This is a genomic window from Anabaena sp. UHCC 0204, assembly GCF_009711975.1.
Classification (GTDB): Bacteria; Cyanobacteriota; Cyanobacteriia; order Cyanobacteriales; family Nostocaceae; genus Dolichospermum.
Window position 1 is genome coordinate 58,815 of the sequence record NZ_VIKW01000022.1, and the last position, 16,057, is coordinate 74,871.

At 38.2% G+C, this 16,057-nt stretch carries 16 protein-coding genes; 11 read left to right on the top strand and 5 right to left on the bottom strand.

Going from position 1 to position 16,057, the window contains the following annotated elements; all coding sequences use genetic code 11:
* The first annotated feature begins 44 nt into the window (after positions 1 to 44).
* From FJR04_RS17610 to FJR04_RS17620, 3 genes are all read left to right on the top strand, one after another.
* Positions 45 to 401 (top strand): Rieske (2Fe-2S) protein, encoded by a 357-nt coding sequence (locus FJR04_RS17610; RefSeq protein ID WP_168497126.1) that lies wholly within the window; start codon positions 45 to 47, stop codon positions 399 to 401.
* 176 nt (positions 402 to 577) lie between these two features.
* A complete protein-coding gene (locus FJR04_RS17615) occupies positions 578 to 1,687 on the top strand; it encodes an AAA family ATPase (RefSeq protein ID WP_168497128.1) in 1,110 nt (369 codons plus the stop codon).
* Positions 1,684 to 2,091, top strand: a complete 408-nt coding sequence (locus FJR04_RS17620; protein WP_254445309.1) for a hypothetical protein — start codon at positions 1,684 to 1,686, stop codon at positions 2,089 to 2,091. Before FJR04_RS17615 ends, FJR04_RS17620 begins: the two co-directional genes overlap by 4 nt.
* 661 nt (positions 2,092 to 2,752) lie before the next feature.
* Here the strand turns inward: FJR04_RS17620 and corA are convergent.
* Positions 2,753 to 3,904, bottom strand: a complete 1,152-nt coding sequence (gene corA, locus FJR04_RS17625) for a magnesium/cobalt transporter CorA (protein ID WP_168497130.1) — start codon at positions 3,902 to 3,904, stop codon at positions 2,753 to 2,755.
* 135 nt (positions 3,905 to 4,039) lie between these two features.
* Positions 4,040 to 5,737: a chaperonin GroEL gene (groL, locus tag FJR04_RS17630; protein ID WP_168497132.1), complete on the bottom strand. Its 1,698-nt coding sequence runs from the start codon at positions 5,735 to 5,737 to the stop codon at positions 4,040 to 4,042.
* Positions 5,738 to 5,900: 163 nt separating this feature from the next.
* Between groL and FJR04_RS17635 the strand changes: the two genes are divergently transcribed.
* Entirely contained in the window at positions 5,901 to 6,980 is a 1,080-nt protein-coding gene (locus tag FJR04_RS17635) for an MraY family glycosyltransferase (RefSeq protein WP_168497134.1), read from the top strand.
* Between the two features lie 138 nt (positions 6,981 to 7,118).
* Here FJR04_RS17635 and fabG read toward each other — a convergent pair whose 3' ends face one another.
* The gene (fabG, locus tag FJR04_RS17640; RefSeq protein WP_168497136.1) at positions 7,119 to 7,859 is read right to left on the bottom strand and encodes a 3-oxoacyl-[acyl-carrier-protein] reductase; all 741 of its coding nucleotides are present in this window, start codon (positions 7,857 to 7,859) and stop codon (positions 7,119 to 7,121) included.
* 186 nt (positions 7,860 to 8,045) lie between these two features.
* Here fabG and psb27 point away from each other — a divergent pair, with 186 nt between their 5' ends.
* The 4 genes from psb27 to FJR04_RS17660 all read left to right on the top strand — a co-directional run bounded on the left by psb27 (position 8,046) and on the right by FJR04_RS17660 (position 10,914).
* Entirely contained in the window at positions 8,046 to 8,450 is a 405-nt protein-coding gene (psb27, locus tag FJR04_RS17645; RefSeq protein ID WP_174763558.1) for a photosystem II protein Psb27, read from the top strand.
* Between the two features lie 243 nt (positions 8,451 to 8,693).
* Positions 8,694 to 10,193, top strand: a complete 1,500-nt coding sequence (locus tag FJR04_RS17650) for a family 10 glycosylhydrolase (protein WP_168497140.1) — start codon at positions 8,694 to 8,696, stop codon at positions 10,191 to 10,193.
* A 32-nt stretch (positions 10,194 to 10,225) separates the two neighbouring features.
* Positions 10,226 to 10,525: a type II toxin-antitoxin system HigA family antitoxin gene (locus FJR04_RS17655; RefSeq protein ID WP_168497142.1), complete on the top strand. Its 300-nt coding sequence runs from the start codon at positions 10,226 to 10,228 to the stop codon at positions 10,523 to 10,525.
* Positions 10,526 to 10,680: 155 nt separating this feature from the next.
* A complete protein-coding gene (locus FJR04_RS17660) occupies positions 10,681 to 10,914 on the top strand; it encodes a DUF2281 domain-containing protein (protein ID WP_168497144.1) in 234 nt (77 codons plus the stop codon).
* Between the two features lie 6 nt (positions 10,915 to 10,920).
* Here the strand turns inward: FJR04_RS17660 and FJR04_RS17665 are convergent, their stop codons facing one another.
* Entirely contained in the window at positions 10,921 to 11,241 is a 321-nt protein-coding gene (locus FJR04_RS17665) for a type II toxin-antitoxin system RelE/ParE family toxin (RefSeq protein WP_168497146.1), read from the bottom strand.
* Between the two features lie 5 nt (positions 11,242 to 11,246).
* Positions 11,247 to 11,495, bottom strand: coding sequence for a type II toxin-antitoxin system ParD family antitoxin (locus tag FJR04_RS17670; protein WP_168497148.1), 249 nt, complete (start codon positions 11,493 to 11,495; stop codon positions 11,247 to 11,249).
* Between the two features lie 312 nt (positions 11,496 to 11,807).
* Here FJR04_RS17670 and serA point away from each other — a divergent pair, with 312 nt between their 5' ends.
* The 3 genes from serA to FJR04_RS17685 all read left to right on the top strand — a co-directional run bounded on the left by serA (position 11,808) and on the right by FJR04_RS17685 (position 16,028).
* The gene (serA, locus tag FJR04_RS17675) at positions 11,808 to 13,388 is read left to right on the top strand and encodes a phosphoglycerate dehydrogenase (RefSeq protein ID WP_168497151.1); all 1,581 of its coding nucleotides are present in this window, start codon (positions 11,808 to 11,810) and stop codon (positions 13,386 to 13,388) included.
* Between the two features lie 192 nt (positions 13,389 to 13,580).
* On the top strand, positions 13,581 to 14,501 hold the full coding sequence (prmA, locus tag FJR04_RS17680; RefSeq protein ID WP_168497153.1) for a 50S ribosomal protein L11 methyltransferase: 921 nt from the start codon (positions 13,581 to 13,583) through the stop codon (positions 14,499 to 14,501).
* Positions 14,502 to 14,597: 96 nt separating this feature from the next.
* On the top strand, positions 14,598 to 16,028 hold the full coding sequence (locus FJR04_RS17685; RefSeq protein ID WP_168497155.1) for an NAD(P)/FAD-dependent oxidoreductase: 1,431 nt from the start codon (positions 14,598 to 14,600) through the stop codon (positions 16,026 to 16,028).
* Positions 16,029 to 16,057: the final 29 nt, after the last annotated feature.

Below are 16,057 nucleotides of genomic sequence, written 5' to 3' on the forward strand. Positions count from 1 at the left end.
TGCGGGAAACTAACAACAGGTCTATTGAAGATAAGGAGAATCTCATGGCTTGGACTAAAGTTTTAACAGTTGATGCACTTGCTGCTGGTGCGAGAGAAGTAGTCAAAGTAGGCGATCGCAAAATCCTACTCCTCAACCACGAAAATAAACTTTACGCTGTAGATAATACCTGCCCTCACCTCAAACTGTCCTTAACAAAAGGGAAAATTGAAAATGGGGCGATCGTTTGTTCTTTCCATCGCAGTGCTTTTGACTTAAGTAATGGGGAAGTAAAAACCTGGTGTCCCTTTCCACCAGTAGTAGGTAAATTATTGGGAAAGGTTTCCCCAGAAAAAACCCTACCTGTCTATCCCCTGAAAGTGGAAGAAGGTAACATCTTGATTGATGTACCAGCAGCATAGAAGTTAATTAATATATAGCGGTTGGGTGAAAATCCAATCGCTGCTACATTGTCAGCATCAGGTGGTTATCGAGTTTCGACTACGCTCAACTACCGCGAAGTCGGGGATCTGAACCTATAATTGGTATATCCCATCATAAAGTTTTTTCAATTCCCCTTCTGGGAAATTATTTGATTATGCTCCAAAGACTATATGTACATAACTTCAGATGTTTAGAAAACTTTGAACTAACCATGAAAGAGATGTCATCTGCTCTCTTGATTGGAAAAAATGGTACAGGTAAATCAACTATTGCAACTGCATTAGAGGTACTTCAATCTATTGGTAGAGGGATAAATAGAGTTGGTCAACTTGTAAAGTCTAAAGATTTTACTCGTAACAGATATGATGTTCCCATTCGCTTGGAAATAGAAGTATTACTTGAAGAAAAATTATACAAATATGTCCTGGCTTTGGAATTGCCAGAAAAATTTAAAGAGCTGCGAGTTTTTGAAGAACAACTTTTAGTTGCCGGAAATCCAATTTACTCTCGCAAAGAAGCACAAGTTACTCTTTATAGTAGTTCAGAAAATCGGGAATCTCAGTTTTTAGTAGATTGGCATTTGGTAGCCCTTCCAGTCATTCAAGAGCAATCAGAAACAGATCCACTTCATACTTTTAAAAATTGGCTTGCTCATATAATTATTTTAGCCCCAATTCCTACTTTAATGACTGGAGATGCCAACGGGGAAACCTTACAACCAAAAAGAGATGGTGCAAATATTGGGGAATGGTTTTCTGGTTTACTGGGTAGATATCCTGCGGCTTATAGAGAAGTTGACAAATATTTACGGGAAGTTATGCCCGATTTTCAAGACTTTTTGAATGAACTTATCGGTAAAGACTTCAAAAGTTTAATTGTGAGATTTGCTGAAAATAATGCAACTTTGAATGTTAACTTTCAAGATTTATCTGATGGTGAAAAATGCTTTTTTCTTTGTACTGTAGTGTTAGCTGCTAATAAATTTTATGGTCCAGTTTTTTGCTTTTGGGATGAACCTGATAATTATCTTTCTATCTCAGAAGTTGGACATTTTATCACATCTCTAAGACGTTCATTTAAAAATAATGGACAAATTTTAGTAACTTCTCATAATCCTGAAGCAATTAGAAAATTCTCCAATGAAAACACCTTTGTTCTGGATAGAAAAAGTCACTTAGAACCAACTTTAATTAGATTGCTTAGTGATATACCTATTACTGGTGATCTAATTAATTCCTTGATTTGTGGTGATATAGAATTATGAGTATAAATAAGAATAAACCACATCTGTTAATTTTACCTGAAGATGATGCTAATCGTCAAATTATTAATGGATTTATTCAAAATTTAAATGTGAATAATCGGGCTATTCAAATCTTACCAATTGCTGATGGTTGGAAAAAAACTGTAGATAAATTCACAAATGATCATATCAAAGCCATGCGGCAATATCCACAGAGAAACATCTTATTAATTATTGATTTTGATGAATGTGAAAATAGATTAGATTTTGTAGAAAATTATATTCCAGATGATATAAAAAATAGAGTATTTGTTTTAGGTGTACAATCTAATCCAGAGAGTCTAAAGAGAGATATTCAAAAAAATTTTGAGACTATTGGAGAATCTCTCGCTACAGATTGTGTGGAAAATAATCATAAATTATAGGAACATCATCTTCTCATACATAATAAACCTGAGTTAGAACGGATGATTTTATCTGTTAAACCATTCCTGTTTTCAAATTAAACTAAGAAACAATATACTAAGTAGGTAGATGCTAATCAACCCAACTATGTAACGAACTGTAAATTACCCAAAACTCTTGGGATTGCTGCGTTCCACTCCGTTCCACTCGCAATGACATAGTTATAAGTTTTCCCACCTACCTACTTAGAATAAATTAATCATATAGCAAGCCCTAAATAGAATAGGACTTACGCAATAACTCTCTGAAACTCTTATTTCTCCGCGTCCTCTGCGTCCTCTGCGGTTCATTTCTTCATGATTTTGCGTAAGTCCTGTAGAATATTAACGACAAGCTAATGTTAAATAAAGCTACAAAATTTTAACAAAACTTTACTAAATAGCTCTGAAAATAATTTTTAGGCGATAATAGAAATATAAGCAAATAGAATTTACAGAAAATAATTCCTCTGTAAGTAGAGGTGGAATATGACAACCCAAGATTTTATTATCCCGCATGGTTACACCCATTTACTCGTTAAAATCGGTGTAGTGGTTTTAGCACTATTCCTGTGGTTTATATTCACAGCTACCCCCGTTGTTTAAATACATTCACAATTTAGAGGTGTTTTGCGAAACATCTCTAGCGGTGAAAATCTTTTTGGAAATTCACAGAATTATTCAACCAACCACGTCGCCAAAAAAAGAATATCAGACTCATAGCCACTAACGCCATAACTCCTAAACATAAGGGATAGCCCCAATACCAATTTAATTCAGGCATATTCAGGGGTGATTTTTCAGTATTGAAATTCATTCCGTATACCCCAGCGATAAAAGTCAAAGGAATAAAAATAGAAGAAACCACAGTTAGGAGTTTCATAATCTCATTCATTTTATTACTAATCGCTGATAAATATACATCCATTAATCCAGATACTAATTCTCGGTATGTTTCCACTATATCCATGACTTGCACTGCATGATCATAACAGTCCCTTAGATAAACTCTCACATCATCATTAATTAATTCACTACCATCTCTAATTAAAGAATTTATAGCATCTCTTTGAGGCCAAATTGCTCGACGAAGTTGCAATAATTCTCTCCTGATTTTATAAATTTTCTGTAAAGTTTTCTGAGTTGGGTTAACAATAACTTCCTCTTCTAAATCATTAATACGTTCGCCATAAAGTTCTAAAACTGGAAAAAATCCATCAATAATTGCATCTAATAAAGAATAAGCTAAATAATCACTTCCTTGTCTACGGATGATTCCTTTACCTTTATTAATTCTCATCCTTACGCCATCAAAACAATCATGTTCAGGTTCTTCCTGCACTGTTAGTACATAATGTTTACCTAATACCAAACTAACTTGTTCACTATAATAACTCCCATTATTTTGATTAGGCACAACCATGTGAGCAATGATCACTAATTGATCTTCATAATCTTCGATTTTCGGACGTTCTACCATATTGACAATATCTTCTAAAACTAGAGGATGTAAATCAAAGGATTGACCTAAACGCTGTAAAATATCTTTGCTACCTAAACCTTGAACATCTACCCAAGAAACAGATTCTGTATTCAAATAATTACTACATTCTTCTGGATAACTTATTTGTTTATGAATGAAATCAGTTCGGTTATAGTCCATTAAGAAAATGATCGGCTTTTCAGCATTTTCATCAACAATTATCATTCCCGGTGGAGTTCCTGGTTCATGATAAAATTCTTTACCATAAGACTGATTGATAACTCTAGGTAAACGGCGGATTTTTTTAACCATAAATATTTGATTTATCGTAGTTACGGAAAAGAAATGGTATTAGTCATCAGAATTTTAACGCATATAAAAAAGTTTGTCCTGTTACCAAGACAAACTAGAGATTATTAAAAATTAAGGATTTGGGTGAGTGACAAATTAGAACATACCCATGCCGCCCATGCCGCCCATGCCACCCATGCCACCCATACCACCCATGCCACCCATGCCACCCATGCCACCCATACCACCCATGCCACCATCAGGCATAGCGGATTGTTTTTCAGGCTTTTCAGCAATAATTGCTTCGGTGGTTAATACCATGCCAGCAATAGAAGCAGCATTTTGTAAAGCGGAACGAACTACTTTGGCGGGATCGATAATACCCGCAGCAATTAAGTCTTCAAATTCGCCTGTAGCTGCGTTATAGCCGATATTTAAGTCAGTTTCCCGAACTTTCGACACAATTACAGAACCTTCTGCCCCAGCGTTGTCTGCAATTTGACGGAGGGGTGCTTCTAAAGCTTGTTGGACAATATTAGCGCCAATTCTTTCTTCAGCGGTGAGGCTTTGTTTAATTGCTTCCACCTGCATAGATAGATGAATCAAGGTTGTACCACCACCAGGAACAATGCCTTCTTCTACTGCTGCCTTGGTAGCGTTGAGTGCGTCTTCAATCCGCAGTTTTCGATCTTTTAGTTCAGTTTCTGTAGCTGCACCGACTTTGATTACTGCAATACCACCAGCTAACTTAGCAATGCGTTCTTGCAGTTTTTCTGTATCATAATCGGAATCAGTTTCGGCTAACTGTTTACGAATTTGAGCAATCCGGGTTTGAATTTCTGGTTTAGCAACACTACCAGCCACAATGGTGGTATTTTCCTTGTCAATGTTGATTTTCTCAGCAGTTCCCAACATTTCCAAAGTAGCGGTATCTAGGCTCAAACCGATTTCTTCAGAAATCATTTGTCCATCGGTGAGAATGGCAATATCTTCTAACATAGCTTTACGGCGATCGCCAAAACCAGGAGCTTTAATCGCAGCTATAGCCAATACACCACGAGCCTTATTTACTACTAAAGTCGCTAAAGCATCACCATCTACATCTTCAGCAATAATCAGCAAAGGTTGACCTAAACGGGCAACTTTTTCCAAGATAGGTACTAAATCTTGAATACTGCTGATTTTTTTATCGGTAATCAGAATCCGAGCATTTTCAAACTCTACTGTCATCCGTTCGTTGTTGGTGATGAAGTAGGGAGAAATATAACCTCTATCAATCTGCATACCTTCAACTACTTCTAGTTCAGTAGTCAGGGATTTAGATTCTTCAACGGTAATTACACCGTCTTTAGTCACTTTTTCCATGGCCAGTGCCAGCATTTGTCCGACTTCTTCATCGTTACCAGCCGAAACTGTAGCCACTTGAGCGATCGCACTTCCTTCGACTGGTTTAGCTATCCTGGCAATTTCCTGTACCAGCGCCTCAACGGTTTTGTCAATACCCCGTTTTAAGCTAATGGGATTTGTCCCAGCAGCAACATTCTTTAAACCTTCTTTAATCAAGGCTTGTGCTAGAACTGTGGCAGTGGTAGTTCCATCGCCAGCTATATCTTTAGTTTTTGATGCTACTTCCTGAATAAGTCTAGCACCAGTATTTTCTAGAGGATCTTCTAATTCAATTTCTTTGGCAACAGTGATACCATCATTAACAATTTGGGGAATACCAAATTTTTTTTCTAATAGAACATTCCGACCTCTCGGACCCAAAGTAATTTTCACCGCATCTGCTAGGGCGTTAATTCCCTTCTCTAAAGCACGCCGTGATTCTTCATTAAATGCAATAACTTTAGCCATGTTTTATTTCTCTATTGCTTCCATTAGACAATTTAGCACTCACTGACAAAGAGTGCTAATCTCTTGCCAAAATTTAGAATAACAACCAAAATCTCAAAATTGACTAATATTAACAGTTGATACTTATGTTTGACTATAAAACTAATGATTATCTTGGGAGCAGATGAACTTAGAAAACTCCCTTAAATCCCTTGGGATTGCTGAACCGAGCGGACCCGGCTGGTTAGCAGTAGTATTTACATTTCTATTAGCCTTGGTTGTCACCTGGCATTTAATTCCCACAATTCGCAAATTTGCCTTAGAAGTAGGTTGGGCAGATCAACCAAACGCCCGCCGACTGAACCAAGAACCATTACCTAATGCTGGGGGTTTAGCCATCTATGCAGGAGTAATTGCGGCTATGGTACTAGCTAGTCTCTTGCGACCTATTGAACTGCAAGGTGTTTTGGCTCAGGTATTAACAATTTTATTAGGAGGTTCAATACTAGTCCTAGTTGGCTTTATTGATGACCAATTTGGCTTACCTCCATCGGTGCGTTTATGGGCGCAGGTAACAACAGCACTTTTACTTGTTGGTAATGGTATTAGCATCAAATTTGCCTTTGGTACACCCATTGATTCTTTCCTTTCTATGGCATTTACAGTCCTATGGGTGGTAGGGATTACAAATGCTATCAACCTGATGGATGGGATGGATGGTTTAGCTGGTGGAATCAGCTTTATTACCGCTATCAGTTTATTAGCAGTTTCTGCCCAATTTGATAATCGTGCGGCGGCAACTTTAGTTTTAGCCGCTTTGGGAGGTGCAGCACTAGGATTTTTACGCCATAATTTTCACCCTTCACACATCATTATGGGTGATGCTGGTGCATACTTTTTTGGCTATGTGTTAGCAGCCACCAGCATCTTAGGCAAACTCCAACAAAATACAGTTTATGCCCTAATCCCCACAGTTTTATTTTTGTTGTTACCGGTGATTGATACTACTCAGGTATTTGTGCGTCGGCTCATGGCTGGAAAAAACCCTCTGAGTACACCAGGGAAAGACCACCTGCACCATCGCTTGTTGGCTTGGGGATTATCACAACGTCATGCAGCTTTTACCCTATGGACGATTACTTTACTTTGCAATTTACTAGCTATGAGAGTACAGGGGATGAGTTTTCCGGTGATGATGGCTACTGCTATTGGTATTATCTTGATGTTAGGTTTTACCGTGTGGCAGAGAATGTTGAATAATTGACAGGTGATAGGTGACAGGTGACAGGTGACAGGTGACAGTGAAGAAGCAGGGGAAGTAGGAGAGAACAATATTCTTTTGCAACGGACAACTAACCACTGACAACTGACAACTGACAACTGACCACTGACCACTGACAAATTACATCACCATGCCACCATCAACGTTAAAGACTTGTCCTGTAATGTAGGCTGCTGCGGGATCAGATGCTAAGAAGCGTACCATGCCGGCAATTTCTTCGGGTTTACCAAAACGCCCTAGTGGGATGAATTGAAGAATGCCTTCGGCTTTGATATCGCTGGTCATGTCGGTGGTAATAAAACCAGGAGCAACGGCATTTACAGTGATTCCACGGGAAGAAAGTTCTTTAGCAACGGTTTTGGTAAAGCCAATTACTCCTGCTTTGGCGGCGCTGTAGTTGGCTTGTCCAGGGTTGCCCATTTGTCCCGCAACAGAAGCGATATTAATAATCCGCCCGGAACGTTGTTTAAGCATAATTTTACTTACTGCTTTTGTACATAAAAATACACCAGTTAGATTAAGGTCTATGACTGCTTGCCATTCTTCTAACTTCATTCTTAATAGGAGGGTGTCACGGGTAATACCTGCATTATTAACTAAGATATCCACGCGCTGGAATTTTTCTAAGGTGTTTTTAATGAGTGTATCTACTTGATTTTCTTGAGAAACATCTGCTTGGAGAGCTACAGCTTCTCCTCCTGCTGCTGTGATTTCTGCTACTACTTCGTCTGCTGCTGTGCTAGAACTAGCGTAGTTAACAACTACTTTTGCGCCTTGAGATGCTAGTTGGATAGCGATCGCTCTGCCAATTCCTCGTGATGCACCTGTGACAATTGCAACCTGATCTTTTAATAAACTCATCTCATTTTCCTCAATTTTTGGAAATACCGCGCTAATGATCTTAAATTGAAAAGGGAAGAGAATTACTACTAACTGCAAATAAAATACGCATCCTAAGTTAACAAAAAGTCAATTTACTTAATGCCTGAAGAATAAAATTTCAATTCCAAGATAGGATAAACAGTGATTTACTTGTTTTTTTACTTAATGCTTATGAAAAGCTATTGGTCGCGTCTACTTTCTCTAGTCTTAGTTCTAGTGATTGGCTTAGTTGGTTGTAATGGTAGTCCAGATAGCTTAACTGGGGATTATCGTCAAGATACCTTAGCTGTAGTGAATATTTTGAGACAAGCGATAGAATTACCACAAGATTCCCCCGATAAAGCCGCCCTGAAAGCAGAAGCACGTCAAAAAATTAATGACTTTTCGGCTCGCTACCAGCGGAATAACTCTATCACTACTCTTAGTTCATTTACAACAATGCGAACCGCCCTCAACTCTTTAGCGGGACATTACAGTTCTTACCCCAATCGTCCTGTTCCCGAAAAACTCAAAAAACGGTTAGATTCTGAGTTTAAGCAAGTAGAAGCAGCATTAAGACGTGGTGCTTAATCTATATCTCAAAGATGATTTTTTCAAAACTGAAATTAAATATAAATTTCCTTACGAGCAGGCCTAGCCTGCTTTTTATTCATGGATTAAGAAATTCGGTGTTGCATAGTTGAAGTATGAATTAGCCTCACGCAAAGACGCAAAGATAAGAAATTTAAAAATTCAAGCAAATTTCATACCTGAATTTAGCAACCCTAGAAGTTCTAATTAAGCTATTCCATCATACATTCAAAATTAATTATCATGTCTGATCATTCCTGGAAACTTTTCAGAATAATCTGCTCCTGGCAAAATTTATTTACCATAATTATTAGTAATACTTTATTGATTTTTAACTTAGGAAATCAACCCGCCATTGCCCAAAATAAGCAAGATTGTCGGGTATCATCAAAAATTATTCAAGAAAAAGAAAAATTTAGGCTATTAGCACTTAAAGGTAATAAAGAGGCAGAAAATCGTTACCAACAACTAATTAAACAGCATTCACAGGAATTACAAAAATGCCGTACTCAGATTTGGCCACAAACCCAAGCTCTGTGGTTGCGCTTGTATCCTTGTGACACCAAGCCGGGAGCAATTGATCACATCATGGATCGCATTGTCAACCAAGGATATAACCAAGTTTATTTGGAAGTATTTTATGATGGCCGGGTACTATTACCAGCAGCGAATAATCCCACAGTTTGGCCATCTGTAATTCGGACAAAGGGAGCGGAAAAAGTTGATTTGTTAGCCACAGCCATTCAAAAAGGCAGACAACGGGGTTTAAAAGTTTATGCTTGGATGTTTACTAATCATTTTGGTTATAGCTATGCTCAACGTCCAGATAGACAAGAAGCGATCGCTCGCAATGGTAAAAATCAAACCAGTTTATCTGTAGTTGAAGATGGTTCACAAGTCTTCATTGATCCCTATAATACCCAAGCGAAAACCGATTACTATCGCCTGGTGCAGCAAGTGGTACTCCGTCGTCCAGATGGTATCCTCTTTGATTATGTGCGTTATCCTCGCCAATCTGGGACTAATTCTATCGCCACCAAAGTTCATGATTTATGGCTATTTACGCCTGCTACCCAAGAAGTTTTATTTCGCCGCGCCCAGAATTACAAAGGTTTGGAATTAATTCGCCGCTTTTTAACTAAGGGATATGTGAGTGCTGGAGATATTGCAGAAGTTGATAAACGCTATCCCCAAGAAGATGAACCAATGTGGGAAGGACGTATTCCCCCAAAAACACAAAAATCTCTACTTTCTTTAGTAGAGAAACAACGGATTTTGCAGTTGGATTTATGGTTATTCACCGTTGCTCACGCTATGCAAGGAATCTTAGATTTTGTGGCTTTAGCAAATTATCCAGGAGAACAACAAGGTATTCCTGGTGGAGTCGTATTTTTCCCAGAAGCTAATCAAGCTTTAGGCCAAGGATATGATTCTCGTTTGCAACCTTGGGATAAATTTCCCAGTAACTTAGAATGGCATCCCATGGCTTATGCGACTTGTGGGAATGGGAATTGTATTATTTCCCAAGTGCAACGGGTTTTGAGCATGGCGCAACCAGGGACAAAAATTATTCCTGCTTTAGCTGGTAAGTGGGGAGCATCAATTGGTAATCGTCCCTCTTTAGAAGTACAAATGCAAGCATTACGCCAACTAGCTCCGCAAATCCAGGGAGTTAGTCATTTTGCTTATTCTTGGCAATATCCTGATCATGATAGCGATCGCAAATCTTGTAATGCTCGTTAAAGCAATATAGCAAATTAAGGAAGTTTAATATTATGAATTTGAAACCGATTAGAACAGAAGCAGATTATCAACAAGCTTTAAGAGAAATTGAACAAATATTTGAGGCTGAACCTAATACACCAGAATATGAAAAACTAGATATTTTAACGACTTTAGTAGAAGTTTATGAACAACAAAATGATCCTATTGAACCTCCATCGCCCATTGCCGCAATTTTATATTATTTAGAAAGTCGTAATCAAGGAATTTCTACTTTTATTGAAAATTTAAAACATCATGGAGTTAGTGAAGAAATAATTAATACTGCTTTAAATGAAATGACTCACGGATGATGGGATGTAAGTCCCTTTTTGCGGACGTGGGGATGTGCGATAGCTACGCTCGGCGCAGGCATCGCGCAAACGCTGAATTGTCAGTTCGCTTGTTTGGGTGTGGGAAGGAGAACGCCTGCTAAAATAGAAATAATTTGAACTTCCAGGAGAAATAAATGATCACATTAGAAATGGCGATCGCTAAAATCAAAAAATTACCTCTTGAACAGCGCAATGAAGTAATTAAATTTATCGAGTTCTTAGAATTTAAATCAGGAAACATTGATCTTATTTCACAAGAGACAAAAACTACAAAGAATTACCCACTGAGAGGAAAACCTATTACCATTGCTAGTGATTTTGATGAACCTATGCCTGAACTTTGGGAAGCATTAGCCGATAGCTTATAACTATAACTATTCTTCTTCTGCTAAAATCTGCGAAATATCCCGTGCAGCATGAATTAACCGCACAATTTCAATATACTCATCCCCTTCTAAATAAAAAATTAGATGCTTTTCAAATCCTCTAACTCCCCACTTCCGCAAACCAACTAAACGTGGATTTTTAGCATTATAAATACCACCAATACCAGGTAGTTGTGCTAATTGGGAAAAGGTCTGCCTTGTAGCATCAAAAAAACTCAATGCTGCATTGAAATTATTCTCAGCAATATAGGCAAACTGTTCATCAAGATCAAGACTAGCCTTTGGTCTAATTACAATTCGTCTAGTCATTGTTTTTATTTGCGAAGTCTCTCAAGAAGCTGAGTGCGTTTTTGTTCCCACCACTCATCCGTAATCTCAATTACTTCACCGCTATCTAAGCCTTCTAATAGTAATGTTTCTAGTCGTACTTGTGCCACCCTTTCTAACTCTTGACGAATCAAATGTCGAATGTATTCACTTGTGGTACTATAGCCACCTTTTGCAACCTGTTCATTGATAAATTCCCGCATAGAATCGGGAAGAGAAATATTTACTGTAGTCATAGCTAATAAGTTTTTATATTTCTGATTCTTTAATTATGGCAAATATTGTCAATTTTTGTCAAATGCTTTGTAGGGATGTGAGCGATCGCTTATATCTTCTAACCCATCTTAACCAATGTGCCAGTTGCGTAAGTCCTGTTGCAGTTCCAAGTTGAGTTTAAACTGACTGGTAGAGACAAGGTAACAGGCTTCAGGGAGCATTATCCTCTGGGCATTGATGAAAAAACAGATAATTTTTGCTGAATTGCTACAGATAAAGACTAAACTAAAAAGTCTTGCACAGCAAACCCTGTCAATCAAAATCAAGTCATTATGTCCAAGGTTCTTGTCTCCGATCCAATTGATCAAGTTGGTATTGATATTCTTTCCCAAGTGGCCACCGTTGATGTCAACACCAGCCTCAAGCCAGATGAACTTAAAGCCATCATTGGTGAGTATGATGCACTAATGATCCGTTCTGGAACTCGCGTTACTCAAGAAATTATAGAAGCTGGCACAAAATTAAAAATTATTGGTCGTGCTGGTGTGGGTGTGGATAACGTTGATGTTCCCGCAGCTACTCGTAAAGGGATTGTCGTCGTTAATTCCCCCGAAGGTAACACAATTGCCGCAGCCGAACACGCCTTAGCCATGATGTTATCCTTATCTCGTCATGTTCCTGATGCTAACGCTTCAGTGAAACGTGGTGAGTGGGATCGTAAAAGTTTTGTTGGTTCAGAAGTATACAAAAAAACCCTGGGCGTTGTCGGGTTAGGAAAAATTGGTTCTCACGTTGCTACTGTAGCTAAAGCAATGGGCATGAAACTCCTAGCTTATGATCCATTTATCTCCACAGAAAGAGCCGAACAACTGGGTTGTCAATTGGTGGAATTAAATGTGTTATTCCAGCAAGCTGACTATATCACCTTGCACATTCCCAAAACCACCGAAACTGCCAACTTAATCAACGCTAAAACTTTGGCGTTAATGAAACCCACCACCAGAATTATTAACTGCGCTCGTGGTGGCATTATTGATGAAGCCGCTTTAGCAGAGGCAATTAAAAATGGTGTAATTGCTGGGGCAGCCTTAGATGTATTCGATTCCGAACCATTAGGTGAATCAGAATTGCGATCGCTTGGCAAAGAAGTCATTCTCACTCCTCACCTCGGTGCTTCCACCGCTGAAGCTCAAGTTAATGTAGCCATAGATGTAGCTGAACAAATTCGGGATGTGTTATTAGGACTACCTGCCCGTTCGGCTGTGAATATTCCTGGCCTTGGTCCTGATATCTTAGAAGAATTGAAGCCCTACATGGAATTAGCCGAAACCTTGGGTAACTTAGTTGGTCAACTCACAGGCGGCAGAGTAGAAACACTTAATGTTACACTACAAGGGGAACTAGCAACTAACAAAAGTCAACCCTTAGTTATAGCAGCCCTCAAAGGACTACTTTACCAAGCCCTGCGGGAACGGGTAAATTATGTCAACGCCAACATAGAAGCTAAGGAAAGGGGTATTCGGGTTATTGAAACACGGGATGCCTCAACAAGAGATTATTCAGGTTCATTGCATCTCCAAGCCACAGGAACATTAGGTACACATTCTGTTACTGGTGCTTTATTGGGTGATAAAGAAATTCACCTCACTGACGTTGACGGTTTCCCTATTAACGTCCCCCCTAGCAAATATATGTTGTTCACTCTGCACCGTGATATGCCAGGTATTATTGGTAAACTCGGTTCTTTACTGGGCAGCTTTAATGTCAATATTGCCAGTATGCAGGTAGGGCGAAAAATCGTCCGTGGTGATGCTGTCATGGCTTTGAGCATTGATGATCCTTTACCCGATGGCATTTTAGAGGAAATCAAAAAAGTATCAGGGATTCGAGACGCTTATACAGTCACTCTTTAATGGTGATTTTTGAGTTTGATTTGATGAAGATGATTCAATAATTGGAGAATTAGAAAATACATCTTTAACTGTGATTTTGGTGATTTATTTGATTAGGATAATTAAATAATTTGAGAATTAGAAAATTCATCCTAATCATAAAAATCATTGTTTTTACCTATCTAAAATATAAAATCTGCGATATAAAATTCTATGGCAAATACTTGGTGGGAACTAAATATTTTATCTGAACCAGATTTAGAAGATTCTATATTTTGGCGGTTAGAAAACTTTGGCTGTCGTGGTACAGCAGTGGAAATGAAAGGTAATGCTTTATTAGTTAAAGCCTATTTACCGAGCTTTCAAACACAATTATTAGATTTGGCCGCCTTGTCACTCCGGCTGCGTCAAGATGCCCTGTGTATAGGATTAGTTAGTCCCATATTACATTGGCACATAATTGACGAAGAGGATTGGTCTAGCAGTTGGAAACAACATTGGCAACCGGAAGAAATAGGCGATCGCTTTCTCATTAACCCCGCTTGGCTACCTTTACCTGAATCCTTAGATCGCTTGGTAATTCGTCTAGATCCAGGTGTCGCTTTTGGTACGGGTAATCACGCCACTACCCAATTATGTTTGGAATCCCTAGAAATGCGATTCAGTGAAGTTCCCCAATCATTCATGAATGCAGAAGACAAAAAAGAACCATTAATCATTGCTGATATTGGTTGTGGTTCAGGTATTCTAGGCGTTGGGGCGATATTATTAGGTGCTGGTAAAGTCTATGCCGTAGATAATGATCCCCTAGCAGTCAGATCCACTTTTAGTAATCGCGCCCTTAATGATATCCGTCCAGATTCTTTAATCCCCATTGAGGGTAGTGTAGACATGGTACGGAAAATAATTGATCAACCCGTAGATGGAATAGTTTGCAATATTTTAGCTGATGTAATTATTGAATTACTCCCAGAAATGACCACAATTACCAAACCTAGCACCTGGGGTATATTCAGTGGTATTTTATTAGAACAATCCAAAGCTGTTGCTGATGCCTTAGAACAAAACGGTTGGATTGTCGCCACTCTTTGGAAAAGAAAAGAATGGTGTTGCTTAAATGCCCGTCGTTCTTAACTTATGTAAAAATAAGTTAGATTAAGTTTAACAATAATTGCCACAGACAAAAAACCTCACCGCAATTATTAATAACTTTGTACAAATTCAAACCTCATGATCTTAGATTATCAAGACACAGTTGAAACTCAAAAAATCTACGATGTAGTCATAGTTGGTGCTGGACCAATTGGTTTAGCAACTGCTATTGGTTTATACCAACGCGGTATAGAAAATATATTAGTCATTGATCAAACTCGTGCCTTTCGTCCAGTTGGACAAATATTGGATCTGCTTCCGAATGGATTGAAAGCTCTCAAATATTTAGATATTAATGCCTATACAGCAGTAAAACAATCTGCCATATCACCTAATCAGGAAAACACTGTTAAAACTTCTCCTGTATGGTCTTATAAAAATCTCCAAGGACAGTTAATTCGCTCAATTCCTCTCAGTTTTGATACCTGGTTTCAAAAATATGGTGAAGGTAGAGTATCCATACCTTGGTATGAATTGCAAAACACCCTGAGAAATCTTCTTCCCCCAGCACAAGTTAAAGCTAATCATCGTTGTATTAATGTTATAGATGAACCTGAAATTAACTGTGTGCGAATAGATTGTATCTCTGATACCAGCGTCGCAGCTAACCCCTATGCTTATTGGCTAGAAAATCAAAACTCTGATGATAATTCACCAGAAAATATAAATTCTATTTCTCCAACATTAGCCACAACATCTTTCCGCGCTAAATTAATTATTGGTGCAGATGGAATTAACTCTACAGTTCGGCAAATAATTTATCAAAATAGTCCTAACTCCGCTTTTGCTAAACCTGAATATTCTGGATTTGCAGCTATATCTTGTCGAGGAATAACTGGAATATCACAAGAAATACAAACAGAAATAGAATCCAGATTTTTACAAGATTCCGCAATTGTCACCATTAGCAATGATCAAATATCTGCAAATTCTGATTTTAAAAATAGATTAAGGATGATGTTATTTTGCAGAAATAATCAATTTGCATATATTCTCCATTTACCTGTACCTCTAGATTCCATACAAGGGAAAACTGGAACTGATTTATTAAATCTAGCTCAACAAGAAATAGCAAAAGCTGGCTTTCCTGATTCCCTCAAACAGTTAGTGAATCTCTCTCCTGCTACTAATATACAGCAGCGTCCCTACTACATTCATCATGTTATTAATAAATCCAATTCTACCACCATTGAACCAACTTGGAATCAACAACGCGTTGTCTTAATTGGAGATGCTGCTCATGGAATGCCTCCTTTCATGGCTCAAGGAGCAAATCAAGGCTTAGAAGACGCATTAACAATTACCAAACTTATTGCTAAAATTGCTAAAAATCATGATTGGGATAATTTGCCAGTTATAACTGAAGCTTTCGCAAACTATGAACATTTGCGTCGTCCATTTATGGAATATATCCAATCAGCAACTTTAACTGGATTTCCTCAATCATCACATCAACAATGGCAGGATTATAATCAAAAAGTCTATACTCGTAATTTTGCAGATTTGTAATTAGAACTTGCTGAAAAAGTAAATTTTCA

What these genes read in the sequence shown, in the direction of transcription:
- FJR04_RS17610 (WP_168497126.1), top strand. Translation starts at nt 45, where the DNA reads ATGGCTTGGACTAAAGTTTTAACAGTTGATGCACTTGCTGCTGGTGCG.
- FJR04_RS17615 (WP_168497128.1), top strand. Translation starts at nt 578, where the DNA reads ATGCTCCAAAGACTATATGTACATAACTTCAGATGTTTAGAAAACTTT.
- FJR04_RS17620 (WP_254445309.1), top strand. Translation starts at nt 1,684, where the DNA reads ATGAGTATAAATAAGAATAAACCACATCTGTTAATTTTACCTGAAGAT.
- corA (WP_168497130.1), bottom strand. Translation starts at nt 3,904, where the DNA reads ATGGTTAAAAAAATCCGCCGTTTACCTAGAGTTATCAATCAGTCTTAT.
- groL (WP_168497132.1), bottom strand. Translation starts at nt 5,737, where the DNA reads ATGGCTAAAGTTATTGCATTTAATGAAGAATCACGGCGTGCTTTAGAG.
- FJR04_RS17635 (WP_168497134.1), top strand. Translation starts at nt 5,901, where the DNA reads ATGAACTTAGAAAACTCCCTTAAATCCCTTGGGATTGCTGAACCGAGC.
- fabG (WP_168497136.1), bottom strand. Translation starts at nt 7,859, where the DNA reads ATGAGTTTATTAAAAGATCAGGTTGCAATTGTCACAGGTGCATCACGA.
- psb27 (WP_174763558.1), top strand. Translation starts at nt 8,046, where the DNA reads ATGCTTATGAAAAGCTATTGGTCGCGTCTACTTTCTCTAGTCTTAGTT.
- FJR04_RS17650 (WP_168497140.1), top strand. Translation starts at nt 8,694, where the DNA reads ATGTCTGATCATTCCTGGAAACTTTTCAGAATAATCTGCTCCTGGCAA.
- FJR04_RS17655 (WP_168497142.1), top strand. Translation starts at nt 10,226, where the DNA reads ATGAATTTGAAACCGATTAGAACAGAAGCAGATTATCAACAAGCTTTA.
- FJR04_RS17660 (WP_168497144.1), top strand. Translation starts at nt 10,681, where the DNA reads ATGATCACATTAGAAATGGCGATCGCTAAAATCAAAAAATTACCTCTT.
- FJR04_RS17665 (WP_168497146.1), bottom strand. Translation starts at nt 11,241, where the DNA reads ATGACTAGACGAATTGTAATTAGACCAAAGGCTAGTCTTGATCTTGAT.
- FJR04_RS17670 (WP_168497148.1), bottom strand. Translation starts at nt 11,495, where the DNA reads ATGACTACAGTAAATATTTCTCTTCCCGATTCTATGCGGGAATTTATC.
- serA (WP_168497151.1), top strand. Translation starts at nt 11,808, where the DNA reads ATGTCCAAGGTTCTTGTCTCCGATCCAATTGATCAAGTTGGTATTGAT.
- prmA (WP_168497153.1), top strand. Translation starts at nt 13,581, where the DNA reads ATGGCAAATACTTGGTGGGAACTAAATATTTTATCTGAACCAGATTTA.
- FJR04_RS17685 (WP_168497155.1), top strand. Translation starts at nt 14,598, where the DNA reads ATGATCTTAGATTATCAAGACACAGTTGAAACTCAAAAAATCTACGAT.